Source organism: Peptococcaceae bacterium 1198_IL3148 (assembly GCA_036763105.1).
Classification (GTDB): Bacteria; Bacillota; Desulfotomaculia; order Desulfotomaculales; family Desulfohalotomaculaceae; genus JBAIYS01.
Genome location: JBAIYS010000011.1, coordinates 38,080 through 58,426, shown reverse-complemented (window position 1 = coordinate 58,426; position 20,347 = coordinate 38,080). Strand labels below are relative to the sequence as shown.

Below are 20,347 nucleotides of genomic sequence, written 5' to 3'. Positions count from 1 at the left end.
GCCTTTAGTTTTAATCTGTTGGTTCCTCAACAGGTTCTTCTTCTGTGGGGGGTTGTTCCTCTGGTGGTGGTACAGGTTTTTGTTTAACCTCAATGGTAACCTCCACTTGGTCCGGTTGCAACAAAGCTGCCCCTTGGGGCAATTGTAAATCCACCGTCCGTCTGATGTTGCCGTTAACATTGCTCAGGTTGATGCCTTTGGTACTTACCTCACTAATCTGAGCCAATACTCCCCCCGGTGCATACACTGTGGCCGCCAGTGGTTTTACCGAGGTGCTGACCAGTTCGTAACCTTCGGGCAACGTTCCACTGGTGTTTATCTTTACTGGCACCGCTTTAAAGGGTACGCTAATGTTAATGGGCACCACCACCCGCACAACCTCTGGAGAAAGCCGAATTCCCGATTGTTGCAGTGCCAACGGCAGCGTGTAGTCAAGATTATGGCTGGCCCCCTCCACATCCATAGTCACCGGCACTTCATCAATGTTGTTTAATACTTTACTGGGGCCGCTGGCCAACACTGCTTTGGGCACCAACACCGGTTCGCCCGCTGTGAAACCCGGCTGGGGGTCGCCCCGTAAAAATAATTTGACGGGCAATTGTTTTTGAATAGATTTATCCACCGATACGGTAATCTGTTTGGGATTAACGGCGGTAATGTTGACATTCAGCGGGGTACTGACATCAACGGTTAGTTTATTCTCGCCTATCTTAACCTGGCTTAGATCCACTGTGGCTTTAAAATCATCGGCATTTAACCCATTCACCGAAGTGCCACTGGACTGCACCCGCACACTGACCCGCTCCGGCATATCTTCAACCACCATACCCTCCGGCAGGCCAGATGCTTGTAAATTTATTCTAAATTCCCGTTCTTGGGGCGGATACTGGATGTTGTTTACATACAGCCATAGCAATGTGGCAATCAATACCGAGATAACCATTAGTGAGTATCTCCGCCATGACACAGATTTTAAATTTGTTGCTTTCATTGGCTACCTCCGGCTTTATTCCAAAAATTAGTGAGGGATGGTGTCGCTTTTGGTTGCAAACCTTCTGTTAGCCGTTGTTTAAGGGATGTTTCATCCAAAGCCTTGAATAATTCTCCCTCTTGAGCCAGCGAAATTTGACCGGTTTCTTCCGAAACAATCACCGTCATAGCATCGGAATACTCGGTAACGCCGATGCCCGCCCGGTGTCGGGTACCCAGTTCATGATCCAACTCCGCATCGGTAAGGGGCAAAAAACAAGCCGCCGCTGCTATTCTGTCCCCTCTGATAATGCATGCCCCATCATGCAAGGGGGTTTTGGGAATAAAAAGGTTAATTAAAAATTCCGATGACACCATGCCATCAATTTTAATGCCGGTATCAATATATTCCTCTAAGCCGGTAACCCGCTCGATAACTATTAAAGCACCAATGTTATTTTTTGATAACACCTGCACCGCCCGCACCACTTCAGTGATCATGCGACTTTTATCTTCTTCTTCCAAAAGGGTTATTTGGCGAGCAAAAAATTTGCCCCGCCCCAGTTGTTCCAGAGCTCGGCGCAATTCAGGCTGAAATACAATGGGTAAAGCCACCACCAAAGCGGTCATGGTCTGACGCAACAGCCAATTGATGGTATCCAAATGAAACCAACTGGTAATGGTGGTAGCTATCAACAGTACCACAATACCCTTAATTAACTGCACTGCTCGGGTGCCCCTAATGACGAGCATTAGCTTGTACAAAACCAAGGCAACTATGGCAATGTCCAATATGCTGATTAGATTAAATGGTGCCAAATTTATCGCCTGCAGTTGCTCTAGCAAGGTGCACCCTCCCTTCCCATATATCCTACCCAGCTTGCATTTAAAACAATTCTATCTATTTATTATTATCCCTTTTTTTAGTGCCGCTGGCAATTAGAAATTGGCAGTTAAAATCTAGGTCTAAAGTACTAAAAAAATGCGACAAGGAGAATAACATACCTCCACTCCCCTTGTCGCATTTTGCCCTATTCCTTTAGCAAACCATAGGCCATACTGTCCACCAGCGCTTGCCAACTGGCTTCGATAATGTTTGTGGATACCCCGACGGTACTCCAGGAGCCTTTGCCGTCACCGGTCTCAATTAACACTCTAACCAGGGATTCGGTGCCAGCCTGTTCATCCAGCACCCTAACTTTGTAGTCGTTGAGTTTCATTTTCTTCACCCGGGGGTAGATCTCTTCCAATGCTTTTCTGAGGGCGTTGTCCAGTGCGTTAACGGGGCCGTTCCCTTCGGCTGCGGTGTGCACCACTTCATCCTTTACCTTCATTTTAATCACCGCTTCCGACTGTACCGGCTGGTCCTCCTTCAACTCTAAAATTAAACGCATGCTTTCCAACGAGAAGGGTTGGCGATAACTATCATCAAAGGCTTTGTGCATCAGCAGTTCAAAGGAACCCTCGGCCCCTTCAAATTGATAGCCTTTACTTTCCAAGTCTTTAATCTGTTCCAATAGTTTGCGGCTCTCGGGATTTTGCTTATCTACATCAAAATTCATTTCTTTAAATTTGTATAGCAGATTAGATTTACCGGATAGCTCCGAAACCAGTACCCGCCGACTGTTGCCCACCAGTTCCGGCTGAATATGTTCATAGGTGGCGGCGTCCTTTAACAGCGCGCTGACATGAATACCACCTTTGTGGGCAAAGGCAGTGGCGCCCACATATGCCTGATGGGGGTTGGGGTTAACGTTGGCCACTTCGTCCACATAGCGGGACATTTCCGTTAGATGCACTAAATTATCCGCTGGAATGCTATCAACACCATATTTAAAGGCCAAATTGGGAATAATTGAGCACAGGTTGGCATTGCCGGTGCGCTCACCATAACCATTGACCGTACCCTGCACTTGGGTGACGCCGGCCTGCACTGCCAACAGTGAATTGGCCACCGCCAGCTCGCAATCGTTATGGGCGTGAATACCCAGGGGTACATTTATATAGTTTTTAACATCTGCGATGGTTTCGGTAATTTCAGTGGGCATTGTACCACCGTTGGTATCACAGAGAATAATGGTGTCGGCACCACCCCGCTCTGCTGCCTCCAGTGTAGCCAGTGCATACTTACGGTTAGCTTTATAACCGTCAAAAAAGTGTTCTGCATCGTAAAAAACGGTTAGGCCTTGGCCTTTAAGGTAACCAACTGATTCTTCAATCATGGCTAAGTTTTCTGCCAACGTCGTATTTAGTGCATCTGTAACATGAAAGTCCCATGATTTGCCAAAGATGGTGGCCACCTGTACCCCGGATTCCAACAACGCCTTAATATTGGCATCCTCCGCCACTGCCACATTGGGCTTTCTGGTGCAACCAAAGGCGGTTACTTGGGCGGTGGTTAAAGGGTAGTCTTTAATGCGCGCAAAGAACTCCATATCCTTAGGGTTAGACCCAGGCCATCCGCCCTCTATATAGTGGAAACCCATGGCATCCAGCTTTAAGGCGATTTTTATTTTATCATCCACCGATAATGAAATTCCTTCACCCTGGGTGCCATCTCGCAGGGTTGTATCATATATCTGTACCTTGGGCACGCCAATCACTCCCGTGCTATATTAAGCTTCTAGCTCTTTAATTACTAATTCAGTTATTTCTTTAGTACCCACCGGTTTCATGCCCGGTTGCATAATATCTCCGGTGCGATAGCCCTTTTGCAGCACTTTGGCCACCGCCTGCTCAACCGCTTGGGCGGCTTCATCTAAGTTAAAGCTCAAACGCAGCATCATGGCAGCGGATAAAATGGTGGCCAGTGGGTTAGCTATATCCTGGCCGGCAATGTCCGGCGCTGATCCGTGAATTGGTTCGTACAGGCTGACGTTGCCGCCAACGCTGGCCGAAGGCAACATGCCAATGGAGCCCGTCAGTTGGGCTGCCAAGTCGGTCAGTATGTCACCAAACATGTTTTCCGTTACCAACACGTCAAATTGTTTGGGGTTGCGCACCAACTGCATGGCACAGTTATCCACATACAGGTGGTTTAATTCCACCCCGGGGTAAGCTGCGGCCAGGCCGTTAACCACCTCCCGCCAGTGTCTGGAGGATTCTAAAACGTTAGCTTTATCCACCGAGGTCACTTTACCGCTGCGCTTTTGGGCCAGTTCAAAGGCCAGTTTGGCCACCCGTTCAATTTCCGGGGTGGTGTAAACCAACGTATCCACCACCCGATAACCCTCGGCAATTTCTTCCTTTTTCTTTTCGCCAAAGTAGAGGCCGCCGGTCAGTTCCCGCACCATCAGCACATCTAAACCAGACACCACCTCTTCCTTCAAGGTGGATGCTTCGGCCAGTTCAGGGAACACCTGCACCGGGCGCAGGTTGGCGTAAAGTCCCAACCCTTTTCTTAACGGCAGCAACGCCCCCACTTCGGGCCGCAGGTGAGAGGGCAGATTATCCCACTTGGGTCCCCCCACCGCCCCCAACAGTACTGCATCGCTGTTGTTGCAAAGGGTTAAAGTTTCCTCCGGCAGCGGGTTACCCACGGCATCGTAGGCGCTGCCGCCGATTAAACCCTCCACAAATTGAAATTCGTGGTGGTATTTTTTAGCCACCACCTTTAATACTGCCACCGCTGCCGGCACTATTTCTTGACCGATGCCATCGCCAGCCAACACCGCTATTTTAAACATTACTTGTTCACCCTTTTCTGCACATACTTAATCAGTCCGCCGGCGCCAATAATTTGTTGCATAAAATCAGGCACCGGGGTGGCTTGATAGGTCTCATTTTTAGTTAGGTTTTTAATAAGCCCGCTGTCTGCATCCACTTCCAATTTATCGCCGGCTTCAATTTTTTCTGCCGCTTCGGCACATTCAAATATTGGCAAACCGATGTTAAAGGCATTGCGATAGAATATCCGGGCAAAGGACTTGGCAATGACGCAGGATAGTCCCGCCGCTTTAATGGCTATCGGGGCGTGTTCCCGGGAACTGCCACAACCAAAGTTTTTGCCGGCCACAATGATGTCCCCGGGGGAAATTTTCTTGTAAAAGTCCGGGTCACCGTCTTCCATGCAGTGTTTAGCCAATTCCGCCGGATCGGGGGCGTTTAGGTGGCGGGCCGGAATAATTACGTCGGTGTCAATGTCGTTACCAAATTTCCATGCTGCTCCATTTAGTTTCATTTACAGCACCTCCTCTGGTTTGGCGATTCGTCCCAGTATGGCAGAGGCGGCTGCCACCGCTGGGTTGGACAGGTAAACTTCACTTTCGGGGTGTCCCATCCGACCAACAAAGTTGCGGTTGGTGGTGGCAATGGCCCGCTCGCCCTTAGCCAAAATACCCATGTGGCCACCTAAGCAAGGACCACAGGTGGGGGTACTCACTGCTGCACCGGCATCGATAAATATGTCCATCAAGCCTTCCCGCATGGCTTGCTTGTAGATCTCCTGGGTGCCGGGGAAAATTAACAGGCGCACGCTCTTGTTAACTTTGTTGCCCTTCAGCACTTGGGCCGCCAAACGCAGGTCATCCATGCGGCCGTTGGTGCAAGAACCAATTACTGCCTGTTGAATTTCTACACCCACCGCTTCACTAATTGGTTTGGTATTCTCCGGCAGGTGGGGGAAAGCCACCTGGGGCTCAATTTTGCTGACGTCAAATTCGTACACTTCGCTGTATTTGGCATCTGGGTCGCTGGTGTAGAACTGATATGGGCGCTTAGCCCGACTCTCCACATAGGCCTTAACCTTGTCATCGGGCTCAATGATACCGTTTTTACCGCCGGCTTCAATGGCCATGTTGCACATGGTGAAGCGGCCATCCATAGAGAGTTCTTGAATTACCGGACCGGTGAATTCCATCGCTTTATAGCGGGCACCGTCCACACCAATTTTGCCGATGGTGTAAAGGATTAGGTCTTTGCCCCCCACCCAAGGGTTCAATTGACCGTAGAACACAAATTTGATGCTTTCCGGCACTTTAAACCAACTTTCTCCCAGCGCCATGGCGGCGGCCAAGTCGGTGCTGCCAACGCCGGTGGCAAAGGCACCCAGGGCACCATAGGTACAAGTGTGGGAATCGGCGCCAATAACCAAGTCTCCGGGGCCAACCAAGCCTTGCTCAGGCAATAGGCAGTGCTCAATGCCCATGCGACCGATTTCAAAAAAGTTGGTGATGTTCTGTTGCTGGGAAAATTCCCGCAGTTGTTTCACCAGTTCGGCAGATTTTATATCTTTATTGGGGGCAAAATGGTCTGGCACCAACGCCACCCGGTCTTTGTCAAATACATTTTCTACCCCAATTTTATTAAACTCTTGAATGGCCACCGGCCCGGTGACATCGTTACCTAAAACCAAATCCACCTTGGCGTTTATCATTTCACCAGGTTCCACAAAGTCTTTGCCGGCATGGGCCGCCAAAATCTTTTCTGTTATCGTCATTCCCATAGTTCGTTACCACCCTTATAATTCATAATTGCTTTTTACTACTGCTGGTCTCTTCTATAAACCAATTTATTGCTGGCGTTAACATAGGCCTTGGCACTGGCCTCCAAAATATCTGTGCTGACGCCGCGACCGATGAAGATGTGACCGTTATCTGCTTTGCGCAGTTTCACCGTGACATCACCTAAAGCATCTTTACCGCCGGTGACAGCATTAATGCGGTATTCTTCCAGCACTAAGTGCAGGCCGGTAATTTTATCGATGGCTTTATAAATGGCATCCACTGGGCCATCACCGCAGGACGCTTCTTCAATCAGTTCATCCTCAACTTTCAAACCAACGGTGGCTGTCGGTACAATGGTAGTACCACTGGATATGTGTAGGTAGGCCAAATCATAGGTATTGGGCAAGTCTCTAATTTCTTCGTCCACAATGGCTTCCAAGTCTTGGTCACTGATTTCTTTTTTCTTATCGGCCAAATCCTTAAAGCGGACAAAGGCTTTGTTTAACTCATCTTCGTTTAATCGGTAACCCAGTTCAATCAACCGATCTTTAAAGGCATGACGGCCGGAGTGTTTACCTAAAACCAAGTTGCTCTGAGAAATACCCACCATGGTGGGGTTCATAATTTCATAGGTGGTGCGTTCCTTCAGCACACCATCCTGGTGAATGCCCGATTCGTGGGCAAAGGCGTTTTTACCCACAATGGCTTTGTTGGGCTGTACCGCTATACCGGTCAGGCTGGACACCAACCGGCTGGTGCGGTAAATTTCTTCGGTAACGGCACTGGTTGTCACTTGGAATTGATCCTGTCTGGTGTACAGCGCCATAATCACTTCTTCTAGGGCAACATTACCGGCCCGCTCACCAATACCGTTGATGGTGCCTTCCACCTGCCGGGCTCCGGCAGAAACCGCTGCCAGCGAGTTAGCCACCGCCAAACCCAAGTCGTCATGGCAATGCACGCTAATAATGGCTCGATCGATGTTGGGCACCCGCTCAGCTATGCTGGCAATGAATTGATTAAACTCTTTGGGGGTGCTATAGCCCACAGTGTCCGGTATGTTAACTACCTTTGCCCCGGCGGCAATCACTGCCTCCAGCACTTGACACAGATAATCCAAATCCGAGCGGGAGGCATCTTCGGCCGAAAACTCCACGTCCGCTGTGTACTTACAGGCGTGTTTCACTGCGGCCACCGCAGCCTCCAACACCTGTTGCCGATCTTTGCGCAGTTTATATTTCAGGTGGATGTCTGAGGTGGCGATAAAGGTGTGAATTCTAGGTTGCTCAGCCTCTTTAATGGCTTCCCAAGCGCGATCGATATCATTAAGGTTTGCCCTGGCTAACGCCGCCACCGATGCCCCCTTTACTTCCCGGGCCACTGCCTGCACCGCCGCAAAATCTCCCGGTGAGGTTACCGGAAAACCTGCCTCCATCACATCAATGCCCATTTTAGCCAACTGCCTGGCAATCTGTACCTTCTCGGTTTTATTTAGACTGACACCGGGTGACTGCTCGCCGTCACGCAGGGTGGTGTCAAAGATATACACACGGTTGGACAACAACCTCACCTCTCATCTTTTTACTAATAAGTTAATATTTAACACTAAAGGTAGTATTTTTATTAAGGGCTCAATTACCTGAGCCCTTAATGGTTTTTAAATTATCATGCCTTAGTCGCCAATGCCTTGGCCCGCCATCACCATGGGCATCACATTTTCTGCTGGGTCCACCAAACAGTTGACAATTACCCCGCCCGGTTGGTCAAACACCTGGGGCAATACTGCGGCCAATTGGTGTTCATTGGTGACGGTATAACCCCTCATGCCATATAGCGGGGCCAAAGCGGCAAAATCCAAGTCAAAGGGTAAATTTACCGCTATATAGCGTTTATCAAAATAAAATTCCTGCAGTTGCCGTACCATGCCCAGGCAATGGTTGTTTAAAATAAATATTTTTAGCGGCAATTGATGCTCTGCGGCGGTACCCAGTTCATTCATGGTCATTTGAATACTGCCATCCCCAGTGACCAGCACCACCGTTTGGTCGGGGCGACCAAATTGGGCCCCAATGGCACCGGGTAGGCCAAAGCCCATACAACCTAGGCCACCGGAGGTAACAAAGCTTCTGGGGCCATTAACCTTAAAGTAATGGGCCGCCCACATTTGGTGTTGGCCAACGTCGGTGGCTAGCACCACGTTACCTTTGGTGTACTGGTACATTTGCTCAATTACATATTGTGGTTTAAGCTTGCCATCCCGGGGATAGTCTAGCGGATTTTGTTGTTTCCACCTTTGTATCTGGGCTAACCAATCTTGGTTGTCTTTAGGCTTCACTTTTTTAAGCAACGCCCGCAAAACCTGGGTTGTGTCACCTACGATGGGTAGGTGAGAGGGTACGTTTTTACTAATTTCTGCCGGATCAATATCAATATGAATAATTTGGGCATTGGGAGCAAAGGCGGCTATTTTTCCGGTTACGCGATCATCAAACCTGGCTCCCACCGCAATTAGCAAATCACAGTTGGTAACGGCCAAGTTGGCATAGCGGGCACCGTGCAAGCCCAGCATGCCCATAAACAAGGGGTGCTCCCCTGGAATGCTGCCCAAACCCATCAACGTGGTCACCACCGGAGCGCCAATGGTTTCGGCAAATTTAGTCAATGCTCCACTGGCATTGGAATTAATTATGCCACCGCCGGCGTAAATTACCGGTCGGCTGCAATTTTTGATCAACTTCACCGCATTGCTAATTTGTCCCGGATGGCCTTCATAGGTTGGTTTATAACCGGGCAAATAGACTTTGTCCGGATATGCAAAGTCTATCACCACATCTTGAACATCCCTGGGGATGTCAATTAATACCGGACCCGGTCTACCGGTGGCCGCAATATGAAAGGCCCGTTTAACCACTTGGGGTAGTTGATGGGGATCTTTCAATAAATAGTTGTGCTTTACAATTGGCAAGGTAATGCCGGTGATATCTACTTCTTGAAAGGCATCGGTGCCAACCTGACTGGTCGACACCTGGCCGGTAATGCAAACCAACGGAATCGAATCCATATAGGCGTTGGCAATACCGGTCACCAAGTTGGTGGCCCCAGGACCAGAGGTGGCCATGCAGACACCCACTTTTCCAGTAGCCCTAGCATACCCGCAGGCGGCAAGGGCTGCCCCCTGTTCATGACGAGTTAGTATATGCTTAATCTGGTCATTTTTGTATAGTACATCGTAAACAGGGAGAATAGCACCGCCTGGATAACCAAACACTCTATCCACTTGTTCCAGTTCCAAGCAGCGCACCAACGCTTCGGCAACAGTCATTTCCAAAGCTAACACCCCCTATTGGAAAATTGGCGGCGGTGCCAATTTTCCATTATTTATTTAAGCTTACTTCTGCAACCAAGGCATCATTTTGCGCAGTTCTGCCCCAACCTGTTCAATTTGATGCTCCCGCTCATTTCTCTTCATGGCGTTAAACATTGGTGCATTAACTTGGTTTTCCAGCATCCACTCTTTGGCAAATTGGCCACTTTGAATCTCTGCCAAAATCTTTTTCATTTCTTTTTTAGTTTCATCGGTGATTAAGCGGGGCCCCCGGGTGTAATCGCCGTATTCGCAGGTGTTACTTACTGAGTAACGCATCATGCCTAGGCCACCTTGGTAGATTAAGTCCACAATTAGTTTCATTTCGTGGCAACACTCAAAGTAAGCCATTTCCGGAGCATATCCGGCTTCCACCAGGGTTTCAAAACCCGCTTGAATTAGTTTGGTTAGGCCACCGCAAAGTACTGCTTGCTCACCAAACAGGTCGGTTTCGGTTTCCTCTTTAAAGGTGGTTTCAAAGACACCGGCTCTGGTGCTACCAATGCCCTTGGCATAGGCCAGGCCTAAGTCTCTGGCTCTGCCGGTATAATCTTGGTGTACAGCCACCAGTGCCGGTACCCCATTGCCTTCTTGATACATCCAACGCACTAAATGTCCCGGGCTCTTTGGTGCCACCATCAATACATCTACATTTTTTGGTGGTACAATTTGGTTAAAGTGGATGTTAAAGCCGTGGGAAAACATCAGCGCTTTGCCTTCGGTTAGGTGAGGCTCAATTTCTTCTCTATATACTTTGCCTTGAATTTCATCTGGCAGCAGTACTTGGATGATATCCGCTTTTTCACATACTTCAGCTACAGTGCCCACTTCTAAACCTGCGGCTTCGGCCTTAGCCCAACTGGAGCTTCCTTTACGCAAGCCAACCAGTACTTCCAAGCCACTATCCTTTAAATTTAACGCTTGAGCATGACCTTGGCTGCCATAGCCCAATACCGCAATTTTTCTACCCTTTAGTAAATCTATGTTTGCATCTTGATCATAAAATACCTTTGCCATCTTTATTCTTCCTCCTTAGTAATGTTTGCTGTTGTGTATTTTGCTCCCCTTAGGATAGAGATTTTACCTGTTCTCACCAGTTCTTTAATGCCAAAGGGTCGCAACGCCTCTTCCAGTGCGTCAATTTTTTCACCGGTGCCGGTGGCTTCAAGGGTCAGTGTTTTGGGGCCGTAGTCCACAACCTTGGCCCGAAAAACATCGGCGATTTGCATTACCTCTAAACGACTGGCTCGGTCCACCGGCACCTTGATCAACACCAATTCTCTGTCCACATGGGGTTCGTTGGTAACGTCATTAATTTTAATTACATCCACCAGTTTGTGCAGCTGTTTGGTCACCTGTTCCAGCGTGTGATCGTCGCCCTCCACCACAATGGTCATGCGGGAGATGGCTGGGTTATCGGTGCGTCCCACTGCCAAACTGTCAATGTTAAAACCTCGCCGGCTAAACAAACCTGCCACCCGGGCCAAAACCCCGGGATTGTTTTCTACCAACACCGCCAACGTATGCAGCATCATCATCACTCCTAACCCAACATTTTGTTAATTGGTTCTCCAGGGGCCACCATTGGCACTACATTTTCTTCCTGTTCCACCACAAAGTCCATCATTACCGGCTTGCTGCTGGCCACCGCCTGTTCCAGCACCGACCGAATATCTGTGGGATCTTCTACCCGGTAACCTTCGGCGCCGTAAGCTTCAGCCAGTTTGACAAAGTCTGGACTGGTCATTTCTGACTGGGAATAACGGCGGTTATAGAACAGCTCCTGCCACTGGCGCACCATCCCTAGGTAACCGTTGTTCATCACCGCCACATTCACCGGCAGATCATAATTTACCGCAGTGCCCAGTTCTTGAATGTTCATTTGAATACTGCCGTCGCCGGCAATGTCAAACACCACTTCATCGGGACAGCCCACTTGCACGCCAATGGCTGCCGGAAAACCATAGCCCATGGTTCCCAAGCCGCCGGAGGAGATGAAGGAACGGGGTTTAGTGTAGTTGTAGTACTGGGCCGCCCACATCTGGTGCTGACCCACTTCGGTGGTGATGCGGGCATTGCCGCCGGTAACGTTGTAAATTTCGCTGATCACTTGCTGGGGTTTAATGGTCACATCGCTGACCTGATAATTTAACGGGTACTCTTTTTTCCAGCGGTTAATTTTTTCTTGCCAAGCCCCCGGCAGTTTAGCGGCCAAACGCTCCAGCAACTGTTTTAGCACTATACTTACGTTACCCACAATGGGCACGTCTACCCTTACATTTTTGCCCAACTCGGCGGGGTCGATATCAATATGAATAATGGTGGCATCCTTGGCAAAGCTTTCTATTTTACTGGTTACCCGGTCATCAAACCGTACCCCCACCGCCAACAATAAATCGCATTCGCTCACTGCGTAGTTGGCATAGCGGGTGCCGTGCATGCCCAACATGCCCAAAGAGAGCGGGTGATCATCGGGAAACCCGCCTATTCCCATCAGGGTGGTGGTTACCGGTGCTGCCAGCACTTCTGCCAACTGCTTTAATTCTTGGTGGGCACCGGAAGCCACCACGCCACCGCCGGCATAAATCACCGGCCGTTCACTGCGCATCAGCGCACTGGCTGCTTGATTAACTAAATCTTCGGCACCGGCTGTAGGTGGTTTGTAACCCGGCAGATTCAGCGGGCCGCTCCCCTGATAGTCCACTTCGGCGGTGGATATATCTTTAGGAATATCGATTAAAACCGGCCCCGGCCGTCCGGTGGTGGCCAGGTGAAAGGCTTCTTTAACAATATCCCCCAAATCGTTGGGGTCTTTTACCATGTAATTATGCTTAGTGATTGGCAAGGTAATTCCGGTGATATCCGCCTCTTGGAAGGAATCCCGACCCAAAAGCGAGGTGACCACCTGGCCGGTTATGGCCACCAGTGGCACCGAATCCATGTAGGCATTGGCAATACCAGTCACCAAGTTGGTGGCGCCGGGGCCGGAGGTGGCTAAACATACCCCCGCTTTACCGGTGGCCCGGGCATAACCATCTGCCGCATGGGCTGCCCCCTGTTCGTGACGAGTTAATATATGATTAATATCAGAATCGTAAAGTGCATCGTAAATTGGCAATACCACTCCGCCGGGGTAACCAAATATTGTGTCTACACCTTCGGCTTCCAAAGCCTTTAGCAACACTTCCGCTCCTTTATATTTCATAAACCAACACTCCCACTAGTTATTTTTTCAATACCGCTCCAGTTCCAGCGGAGGTAACCATTTTGGCGTATCGGGCCAAGTAGCCTTTGTTCACCTTAGGTGTCGGCGCCTGCCAGTGCTCTAATCTGGCTGCCAATTCTTCTGGGCTCAATTCCACTTCTAGTTTACGGTTAGGAATATCAATGTTAATGATATCTCCGTCTCTCACTGCCGCCAGCGGGCCGCCTTCGGCCGCCTCCGGTGACACATGGCCAATGGATGCTCCCCGGGTGGCACCGGAAAAACGTCCGTCCGTTAAAAGTGCTACGTCTTTATCTAATCCCAACCCAGCCACCGTGGCGGTGGGGGATAACATTTCCCTCATGCCGGGGCCGCCCTTAGGGCCCTCGTAACGAATGACAATGACGTCGCCCTTGTTAATTTGCTGGTTCATCAACGCCTGTTGGGCTGCTTCTTCGGAATCAAATACCCGGGCGGGGCCTCGATGTTGCATCATTTCCGGTGCCACCGCCGCCTGTTTCACCACCGCTCCCCCTGGGGCTAGGTTGCCCCTCAGTACAGCAATACCGCCACTGGCTGCATAGGGATTGTCAACGGGACGAATAACTTCCTTATTTAGTATGCAGGCATTGGCAATATTTTCACCCACTGTTTTTCCAGTTACAGTAAGGGCTTCTCCGTTAATTAATCCCTTTTTATTCAGTTCGGCCATCACAGCCGGAATGCCACCGGCTTCGTTCAAATCCACCATAAAGTGAAATCCTGCAGGGGCCAATCGGCACAGATTTGGCGTTTTGGCACTGATTTCATTAAACATGTCTAGGTTTACTTCTATGCCAGCCTCATGGGCTATGGCCGGCAGGTGCAACACTGTGTTGGTGGAGCACCCTAGGGCCATATCCACCGCTAAGGCATTGTTAATGGCAACTTCGGTAATGATGTCACTGGGCTTAATGTCCTTTTGCACCAGCTCCATTATTTTGATGCCAGCCTGCTTCGCCAATCTAGTCCGGGCAGCAGATACTGCCGGTATCGTGCCGTTACCCGGTAGCGCCATGCCCAGCACTTCGCATAGTGAGTTCATGGAGTTGGCGGTAAACATTCCAGAGCAAGAACCACAACCTGGACAAGCGTTTTCTTCCAGTTCCGCCAGCTCCTCGTGGGTCATGGTGCCGGCTTGCACCGCACCCACCGCTTCAAACATATTGGTTAAGGATACCCCTTGATCTTTGTGCTTACCGGGCATCATAGGCCCTCCACTGACGACAATGGCGGGAATGTTTAGTCTGGCTGCTGCCATCAGCATACCCGGTACCACTTTGTCACAGTTGGGAATCAACACCAGGCCATCAAAGGGGTGGGCTTCAACCATCACCTCTATGCTGTCGGCAATCAGTTCCCGACTGACCAGTGAGTACTTCATGCCGGTGTGCCCCATGGCAATGCCGTCACAAACTCCGATGGTGCCAAAGGCAAAGGGTATACCCCCAGCCATTCTAATGCCGGCTTTCACCGCATCGGCAATTTGGTCTAAATGCAGGTGACCAGGAATAATATCGTTTTGGGCGTTTACCACCCCAATTAGCGGTCGGTTAATTTCTTCATCCACCAATCCCAGTGCTTTAAACAAACTGCGATGTGGCGCTTTCTCCAATCCCTTTTTCATTGAATCGCTGCGCATATTTTTATTCCCCCGTTTCATATGTCAACTTTTTAAACAAATCTTTTTAACGAATATTGCGAAGGTGTTGTTTACACCCATTGGTCATTACTCCGTCCCACTTGGACAACTGGTATAAAAAAATATAAAAAACCCCTCGCCCCTAGCAGTGTTTCCACCACCAGGGACGAGAGGTTTATCCTCGCGCGTTACCACCCTGCTTGCACCCCAATTAAGGGGCACCACCTCAGTGCCGATCAACAGACAAAGTTTTAATAACGAGTTCTGCAACCCGGCCACGCCTACTGGTTTAATTCTTTCGACGGGCAGTTCCAGGGTGAGTAGCGACTGGCCTAAGCATCGGTTCCCAGCAATCCCGATTCTCTGGAGCTTAAGTTTCAGACACCTATCCCTTTCATCACCTATACCGGATGTAAAATTTAATATCTAGTATAGCCATTGATTGGTGAAGTGTCAAGAAACTTTTTGTTAAGCTTTTGTAATAATCGAGGGAGGAAAATATAAAAAACCCCTCGCCCACGCAGTTATTATAACTGCCAGGGACGAGAGGTTTATCCTCGCGCGTTACCACCCTGCTTGCACCCCAATTAAGGGGCACCACTCAGTGTCGTTAATAAACACGGTATTGTTAACGGATACCAACCCGACCGCACCTACTAAACTAAAAGTCTTTCAGTGGGTGGCTAAAGGGTGACACTGTCAGTCTTAAGCGCCGGTTCCCAGCTAACCCGGTTCTCTGTAGCTCAGTCTCTAACATTAGCCCTGTCATCGCCGTTACTGTTAAATTATCCAACAGTATAACGCCTACCGCCGCCAATGTCAAGATACTGTTGCCAAACTACTTGGTAGAACCCAGCTGAAAATATAAAAAACCTCTCGCCTGCAGTTAATCTAAACTGCCAGGGACGAGAGGTTTAACCTTGCGCGTTACCACCCTGCTTGCACCTCAAAAAGAGATGCCGCCTTTGTGTCTTGTTGATAGACAAAGTTTTGTTAACGGGTTCTTCAACCCGACCACACCTACTCGGTTATACCTTTGGGCTGGCAGCTCCGGGGTGATCAATGCCTGCCTTAAGCACCGGTTCCCAGCTACCCCGGCTCTCTGTGGCTCAGTCTCAGACAACTATCCCCTTCATTACTTTTCTGCTCATTTATTCCGTTGACTAAAAGTATAATGATTTAAACAATCAGTGTCAAGCACCATTTTGAAAGTTTTTATACCATTGTCCAACTAAAACCGGTTACAGGGGTCACCGCACTGGCATTTTTGTTTTAATTGCGGGATTGGTTTTTCCCCTTTAATGCCTTTAATTAAATCCAAGGTGGCGCCCACCATTCCTTCACTTCCCTCGACGGATAACGTGACAGATCCTTCGGAACCGCCAACGCCGCCTGCGGCTATGCAAACAGCATCAACGCCGGTGAGCATATCTAACGCCTCTATTTCAGTAATCACTTCACCATACATCAAGGGCATTAAACCAACCCTTTGTCCCAAGGAATAATCAAAGGTGTTGATGCCGGCCGCGGCCGCGGCCAATTCCACCGAGGGAATCATTTTTTCCAAGCCCACCGGAATGATTAGTTTCGATCCCCGGGCCGCCAACGTGCCAATGGCCTGGCCAATGGTGCCACCCTTTGGATTAGACATCAACACCCCGGCATGACCCTCGGCATCAACAGCGTTGGCCCCTTTTATAAATACATCATCGGCAGTAAAATCTGCCAGCACTTCTAACCAAGATTCTTTAGTGACCTCACCATCTACAATAGAATAGGGCGCCAGCCTGTCCTCCGCCGGGGTGACACACTGCACGCCCCCGGTAATAATACCGGCGGTGTACTTAGCCTTATCCACCTCTATACCCAATATTTCCTCTGCCACATAAGCGTTGGTGGTACCGCCACCGATAATTACTCTACCCTTTTGTAATGCCCTTTTGACCGCCGGCAGTTGGGCCACCGCTTTTCCCAACAGTCGCTTAGATTCAGCAGAAGTTAAAGTAAATACTGCACGCATTAAAACGCCACTCCTTTCCGTTCTTATTTAGAGATTATTGCTTTTAAACCGCCCATGTCAAGGCCCCGGCAATTATTTCCCTTTATTAATACCCCATTTGACAATTAAATCCAAAATTTAACAGCTAAGACATTGTCCATTTTTTTATACACATTATTGACATCCAAGGGGCGCTGTATTAACATTAGTTTACGGTAGGTTTTATATGGTAGTATGGCCTGGTTAGTACGGTAGGTTTCAGGATTACAACTTAATATCAACGTACATGTAGGACGGTAGTTTTAGTAGGGAGGGTGTGCATTTTTTAGACGCTAAAAGCTTCCGTATCGGAAGCTTTTTTGTTTTAGCCGTCATTTAATTCAACTGACTAGCCAACTACCGAAAAAAAATTAGGAGGTTGAATTACATGAAAAAGTTACTGATGTCTTTAATGGTGTTACTTTTGGCATTAACATTGGCTGGCTGTGGCGGCGATGAACCGGCCCCGGCTGAAAATGCCAGCGCGGAACAGGTTAAGTTGGGGATCATTCAAATTGTGGAACACAAAGCCTTAGATGCTGCTAGACAAGGCTTTCTGGATGTATTGGCGGAAAACGGTTATAAAGACGGCGACAAGTTAATGGTGGATTACCAAAACGCCCAATCAGATCAATCAAACTTACAAACCATCGCTAACAAATTTGTGCAAAAGGATTACGATTTGGTGCTGGCTGTGGCCACTCCATCAGCCATGACCATGGCCAATGCCACAAAGGATATTCCCATTTTAATTACCGCGGTCACCGACCCAGTAAGCGCTAAGCTGGTGAACAGCATCGAGAAACCGGGCACCAACGTTACCGGTACCACCGATCTCAACCCAGTTAAGGATCAACTGCAATTAATTAAAGATATTGTACCCACTGTTAAAAAAGTAGGTATTATTTACAACTCCAGTGAGGTTAACTCCCAGGTGCAAGTTGACATTGCAGATCAAGTGGCGCCGGAAATGGGAATAGAATTGGTTAAGGTTACGGTAACCGCCAGCAGTGAAGTGATGCAAGCAGCTCAATCAATGGTCGGCCGGGTGGATGCCTTTTACTTACCCACCGACAACATGGTAATTTCCTCTTTGCCAGCGGTAATGAAGGTGGCAGAAGAAAATAAACTGGCGGTAATATGTGGCGAAAGCGATGCCGTTAAAAGCGGGGCGCTGGCCACCATTGGTATCGATTACTACCAATTGGGACGTACCACCGGTGAAATGGCGTTAGAAATTTTAAATGGTGCCAACCCAGCGGAGATGGCCATTCAAGGGCAAACCGGTTCAGACATTGTCATTAATCTAAAGACTGCAGAAACAACCGGCATCACAGTACCAGAAGAAATTCAGGCAAAGGCTAAAGAACTGATTAAATAATACTTAAACGAACGGGTGATTGCATTGGCAGGCGTATTAATAGGCGTATTGGAACAAGGATTATTATGGGGCATGATGGTATTGGGGGTTTACCTCACCTTTAGGGTGTTGGACTTTCCCGATATGACAGTGGACGGCAGTTTTACTTTGGGGGCAGCGGTGGCTGCCCGGATGATCTTTGAAGGTTACGACCCTTGGTTAGCTACCGCGTTGGCAATAACATGCGGGGTAGTGGCCGGATGTATCACTGGTTTTTTACACACCAAATTAAAAATTGCCCCGCTGTTGGCCGGTATATTAATGATGCTTGCGCTGTACTCAATCAACCTGCGCATCATGGGCAGATCAATGCTGTCGTTACTGCGAATGGATACCATTTATACCGATGTGATGGCCCTAGGTATTCCGGAAAAGTTAGCGGTAATAGCCCTGGGCGTGACGGCAGTGCTGTTGATTGGCCACCTTATCTATACCTTTTTACAAACAGAAATTGGTATGGCCATAAGGGCCACCGGCGATAACCAACAAATGATTCGCAGCCTCGGTGTAAACACCGACAACACTAAAATCATTGGTTTAGCCCTGGCCAACGCTTTGGTGGCACTATCCGGTTCGCTGGTGGCCCAGTACCAAAGTTACGCTGACATCGGTATGGGTATCGGTATGATTGCGGTTGGCTTAGCATCGGTAATTATCGGTGAAGTAATTTTAGGGGATAAAACATTGCGGCGGGCAATAATTGCCGTGCTGTTGGGCTCCATTATCTACCGAGCGGTAATCGCCTTTGTAATGCGCATGGGCCTACCCACCACCGACTTAAAATTATTTACCGCGGTGCTGGTGGTAATCGCCATGTCTTCACCCATTATTAAAGAAAAACTTTCACCTCACCGAGTAAAACCAAAGGAGAGTGGTCAACGTGCTGTCAATATCTAATCTGAGAAAGACCTTTAACCCAGGTAGCGTCAATGAAAAGCTGGCGTTGGCCGGAGTTTCGCTGGTGTTGGAACCCGGTGATGTGGTGACAGTGATTGGCGGTAACGGTGCTGGCAAATCCACACTGTTAAACATGATTGCCGGGGTGTTTCCGCCGGATGAAGGTACCATCGCCATCGACGGTCAAGCGATTGAGAATGCACCGGAACACGCCCGGGCATCCTTCATTGGCAGAGTGTTTCAAGACCCGATGTTAGGCACCGCCGCCTCGATGACCATTGAAGAAAATCTGGCCATGGCCTATAAAAGGGGCAGTAAACGCAGGCTGGTGGCCGGCATTAAGCGCAAAAACAGAGATTTCTTTATGGAACAACTGAAACAATTGGAGTTGGGCTTAGAAAACCGCCTTACCTCCAAGGTGGGTTTGCTCTCCGGCGGCCAACGTCAAGCCTTAACACTATTAATGGCCACGCTGGTGCCACCAAAGCTATTGCTTTTGGATGAACATACCGCCGCCCTAGACCCCAACACCGCCCAAAAGGTGTTGGAACTGACCGAAACCATCATTAAAAAGTACAATTTAACCACCTTAATGGTCACCCACAACATGGAGGACGCCCTAAGAATAGGCAACCGAACCATTATGATGCATGAAGGCAATGTGATTCTAGACATAAAGGGCGAAAAGCGCAGAAGAACCCGGGTGCCGGATTTACTGGATATGTTCAAAAAAGCCAGCGGGCACACCATGGCTAACGATAGAATGTTATTGGCAAACTAATTTAAAGAGGTTGGTGTCGTGTAAACAACCTCTGTTCGTTATCAACAATCGAGTAGGAGGGAGTGATTAACTCCCGTCCTCTCACACCACCGTACGTACCGTTCGGTATACGGCGGTTCATGTTGTGGAACGAAGTACGTTGTATCTTTCAACTAAACTTTTAAGTCCTTGTTCACGCCAGAAGGCGAGGCCAAGGGCTTTGTTTACTTGTGGCGTATTAGATAATCTCCAGTATCCCTTGCGTGACCTAGTTATCAGCATTGCCATTCTCGCGGTATTCCCAGTGCTACTAAGTTTTTCCTCTTGGTCTTTGGTTTCTTCCATTGTTTGAGATAGCACATTCGTAGCCACCGTCGTAGCCATATATATTTTCGTGCTTCTTCAACGGCTAATTCGGGCTCTTTCGTGGGGGCGGAACCCGTAGCTGAAAGGTGTAAAGGTTGGTTCAAATATTCGGGATTTCGATTCGACGTACTGGCTTAGGCTGATAGGACCTCGCGGTAGACAACCTTGTCTTAAGCTACGGCTACTGCTACCTTCACCGTTCG

At 49.0% G+C, this 20,347-nt stretch carries 17 protein-coding genes and 1 other annotated feature; of the genes, 3 read left to right on the top strand and 14 right to left on the bottom strand.

The features are described 5' to 3' along the window. Positions 1 to 10: 10 nt before the first annotated feature. From V6C27_11095 to V6C27_11030, 14 genes are all read right to left on the bottom strand, one after another. Positions 11 to 991, bottom strand: a complete 981-nt coding sequence (locus V6C27_11095) for a CdaR family protein (protein MEG6616963.1) — start codon at positions 989 to 991, stop codon at positions 11 to 13. Then, positions 988 to 1,815: a diadenylate cyclase CdaA gene (gene cdaA, locus V6C27_11090; protein MEG6616962.1), complete on the bottom strand. Its 828-nt coding sequence runs from the start codon at positions 1,813 to 1,815 to the stop codon at positions 988 to 990. Before cdaA ends, V6C27_11095 begins: the two co-directional genes overlap by 4 nt. Positions 1,816 to 2,000: 185 nt before the next feature. Then, on the bottom strand, positions 2,001 to 3,563 hold the full coding sequence (gene cimA / locus V6C27_11085) for a citramalate synthase (GenBank protein MEG6616961.1): 1,563 nt from the start codon (positions 3,561 to 3,563) through the stop codon (positions 2,001 to 2,003). Positions 3,564 to 3,584: 21 nt separating this feature from the next. After that, positions 3,585 to 4,655, bottom strand: coding sequence for a 3-isopropylmalate dehydrogenase (leuB, locus tag V6C27_11080; GenBank protein ID MEG6616960.1), 1,071 nt, complete (start codon positions 4,653 to 4,655; stop codon positions 3,585 to 3,587). Then, on the bottom strand, positions 4,655 to 5,149 hold the full coding sequence (leuD, locus tag V6C27_11075; GenBank protein ID MEG6616959.1) for a 3-isopropylmalate dehydratase small subunit: 495 nt from the start codon (positions 5,147 to 5,149) through the stop codon (positions 4,655 to 4,657). Before leuD ends, leuB begins: the two co-directional genes overlap by 1 nt. Further along, positions 5,150 to 6,412, bottom strand: a complete 1,263-nt coding sequence (leuC, locus tag V6C27_11070) for a 3-isopropylmalate dehydratase large subunit (GenBank protein ID MEG6616958.1) — start codon at positions 6,410 to 6,412, stop codon at positions 5,150 to 5,152. 38 nt (positions 6,413 to 6,450) lie between these two features. Next, entirely contained in the window at positions 6,451 to 7,974 is a 1,524-nt protein-coding gene (locus V6C27_11065) for a 2-isopropylmalate synthase (protein ID MEG6616957.1), read from the bottom strand. 111 nt (positions 7,975 to 8,085) lie between these two features. Beyond that, positions 8,086 to 9,741, bottom strand: a complete 1,656-nt coding sequence (gene ilvB, locus V6C27_11060; GenBank protein MEG6616956.1) for a biosynthetic-type acetolactate synthase large subunit — start codon at positions 9,739 to 9,741, stop codon at positions 8,086 to 8,088. Positions 9,742 to 9,801: 60 nt separating this feature from the next. Further along, complete coding sequence (gene ilvC, locus V6C27_11055) at positions 9,802 to 10,794, bottom strand: ketol-acid reductoisomerase (GenBank protein MEG6616955.1); 993 nt, start codon at positions 10,792 to 10,794, stop codon at positions 9,802 to 9,804. Between the two features lie 2 nt (positions 10,795 to 10,796). Further along, complete coding sequence (ilvN, locus tag V6C27_11050) at positions 10,797 to 11,309, bottom strand: acetolactate synthase small subunit (GenBank protein ID MEG6616954.1); 513 nt, start codon at positions 11,307 to 11,309, stop codon at positions 10,797 to 10,799. 11 nt (positions 11,310 to 11,320) lie between these two features. Further along, entirely contained in the window at positions 11,321 to 12,982 is a 1,662-nt protein-coding gene (ilvB, locus tag V6C27_11045; GenBank protein MEG6616953.1) for a biosynthetic-type acetolactate synthase large subunit, read from the bottom strand. A gap of 19 nt (positions 12,983 to 13,001) precedes the next feature. Continuing rightward, a complete protein-coding gene (ilvD, locus tag V6C27_11040) occupies positions 13,002 to 14,663 on the bottom strand; it encodes a dihydroxy-acid dehydratase (protein ID MEG6616952.1) in 1,662 nt (553 codons plus the stop codon). 661 nt (positions 14,664 to 15,324) lie between these two features. Beyond that, entirely contained in the window at positions 15,325 to 15,480 is a 156-nt protein-coding gene (locus tag V6C27_11035; protein ID MEG6616951.1) for a hypothetical protein, read from the bottom strand. An 81-nt stretch (positions 15,481 to 15,561) separates the two neighbouring features. After that, positions 15,562 to 15,808, bottom strand: a binding site (T-box leader). 86 nt (positions 15,809 to 15,894) lie between these two features. After that, a complete protein-coding gene (locus V6C27_11030; protein MEG6616950.1) occupies positions 15,895 to 16,683 on the bottom strand; it encodes a hypothetical protein in 789 nt (262 codons plus the stop codon). Between the two features lie 406 nt (positions 16,684 to 17,089). Between V6C27_11030 and V6C27_11025 the strand changes: the two genes are divergently transcribed. From V6C27_11025 to V6C27_11015, 3 genes are read left to right on the top strand one after another with little or no spacing between them, the layout of a single operon-like run. After that, positions 17,090 to 18,082, top strand: coding sequence for an ABC transporter substrate-binding protein (locus tag V6C27_11025; protein ID MEG6616949.1), 993 nt, complete (start codon positions 17,090 to 17,092; stop codon positions 18,080 to 18,082). 24 nt (positions 18,083 to 18,106) lie between these two features. After that, positions 18,107 to 19,018: an ABC transporter permease gene (locus V6C27_11020; GenBank protein MEG6616948.1), complete on the top strand. Its 912-nt coding sequence runs from the start codon at positions 18,107 to 18,109 to the stop codon at positions 19,016 to 19,018. Beyond that, positions 19,002 to 19,799, top strand: coding sequence for an ABC transporter ATP-binding protein (locus V6C27_11015; GenBank protein MEG6616947.1), 798 nt, complete (start codon positions 19,002 to 19,004; stop codon positions 19,797 to 19,799). Before V6C27_11020 ends, V6C27_11015 begins: the two co-directional genes overlap by 17 nt. Positions 19,800 to 20,347: the final 548 nt, after the last annotated feature.

Excerpts from the sequence above, each read along its gene's own strand:
- V6C27_11030 (MEG6616950.1), bottom strand. The coding sequence starts at position 16,683 with ATGCGTGCAGTATTTACTTTAACTTCTGCTGAATCTAAGCGACTGTTG.
- ilvB (MEG6616953.1), bottom strand. The coding sequence starts at position 12,982 with ATGAAATATAAAGGAGCGGAAGTGTTGCTAAAGGCTTTGGAAGCCGAA.
- V6C27_11025 (MEG6616949.1), top strand. The coding sequence starts at position 17,090 with ATGAAAAAGTTACTGATGTCTTTAATGGTGTTACTTTTGGCATTAACA.
- leuC (MEG6616958.1), bottom strand. The coding sequence starts at position 6,412 with ATGGGAATGACGATAACAGAAAAGATTTTGGCGGCCCATGCCGGCAAA.
- ilvN (MEG6616954.1), bottom strand. The coding sequence starts at position 11,309 with ATGCTGCATACGTTGGCGGTGTTGGTAGAAAACAATCCCGGGGTTTTG.
- ilvD (MEG6616952.1), bottom strand. The coding sequence starts at position 14,663 with ATGCGCAGCGATTCAATGAAAAAGGGATTGGAGAAAGCGCCACATCGC.
- ilvC (MEG6616955.1), bottom strand. The coding sequence starts at position 10,794 with ATGGCAAAGGTATTTTATGATCAAGATGCAAACATAGATTTACTAAAG.
- leuD (MEG6616959.1), bottom strand. The coding sequence starts at position 5,149 with ATGAAACTAAATGGAGCAGCATGGAAATTTGGTAACGACATTGACACC.
- leuB (MEG6616960.1), bottom strand. The coding sequence starts at position 4,655 with ATGTTTAAAATAGCGGTGTTGGCTGGCGATGGCATCGGTCAAGAAATA.
- V6C27_11095 (MEG6616963.1), bottom strand. The coding sequence starts at position 991 with ATGAAAGCAACAAATTTAAAATCTGTGTCATGGCGGAGATACTCACTA.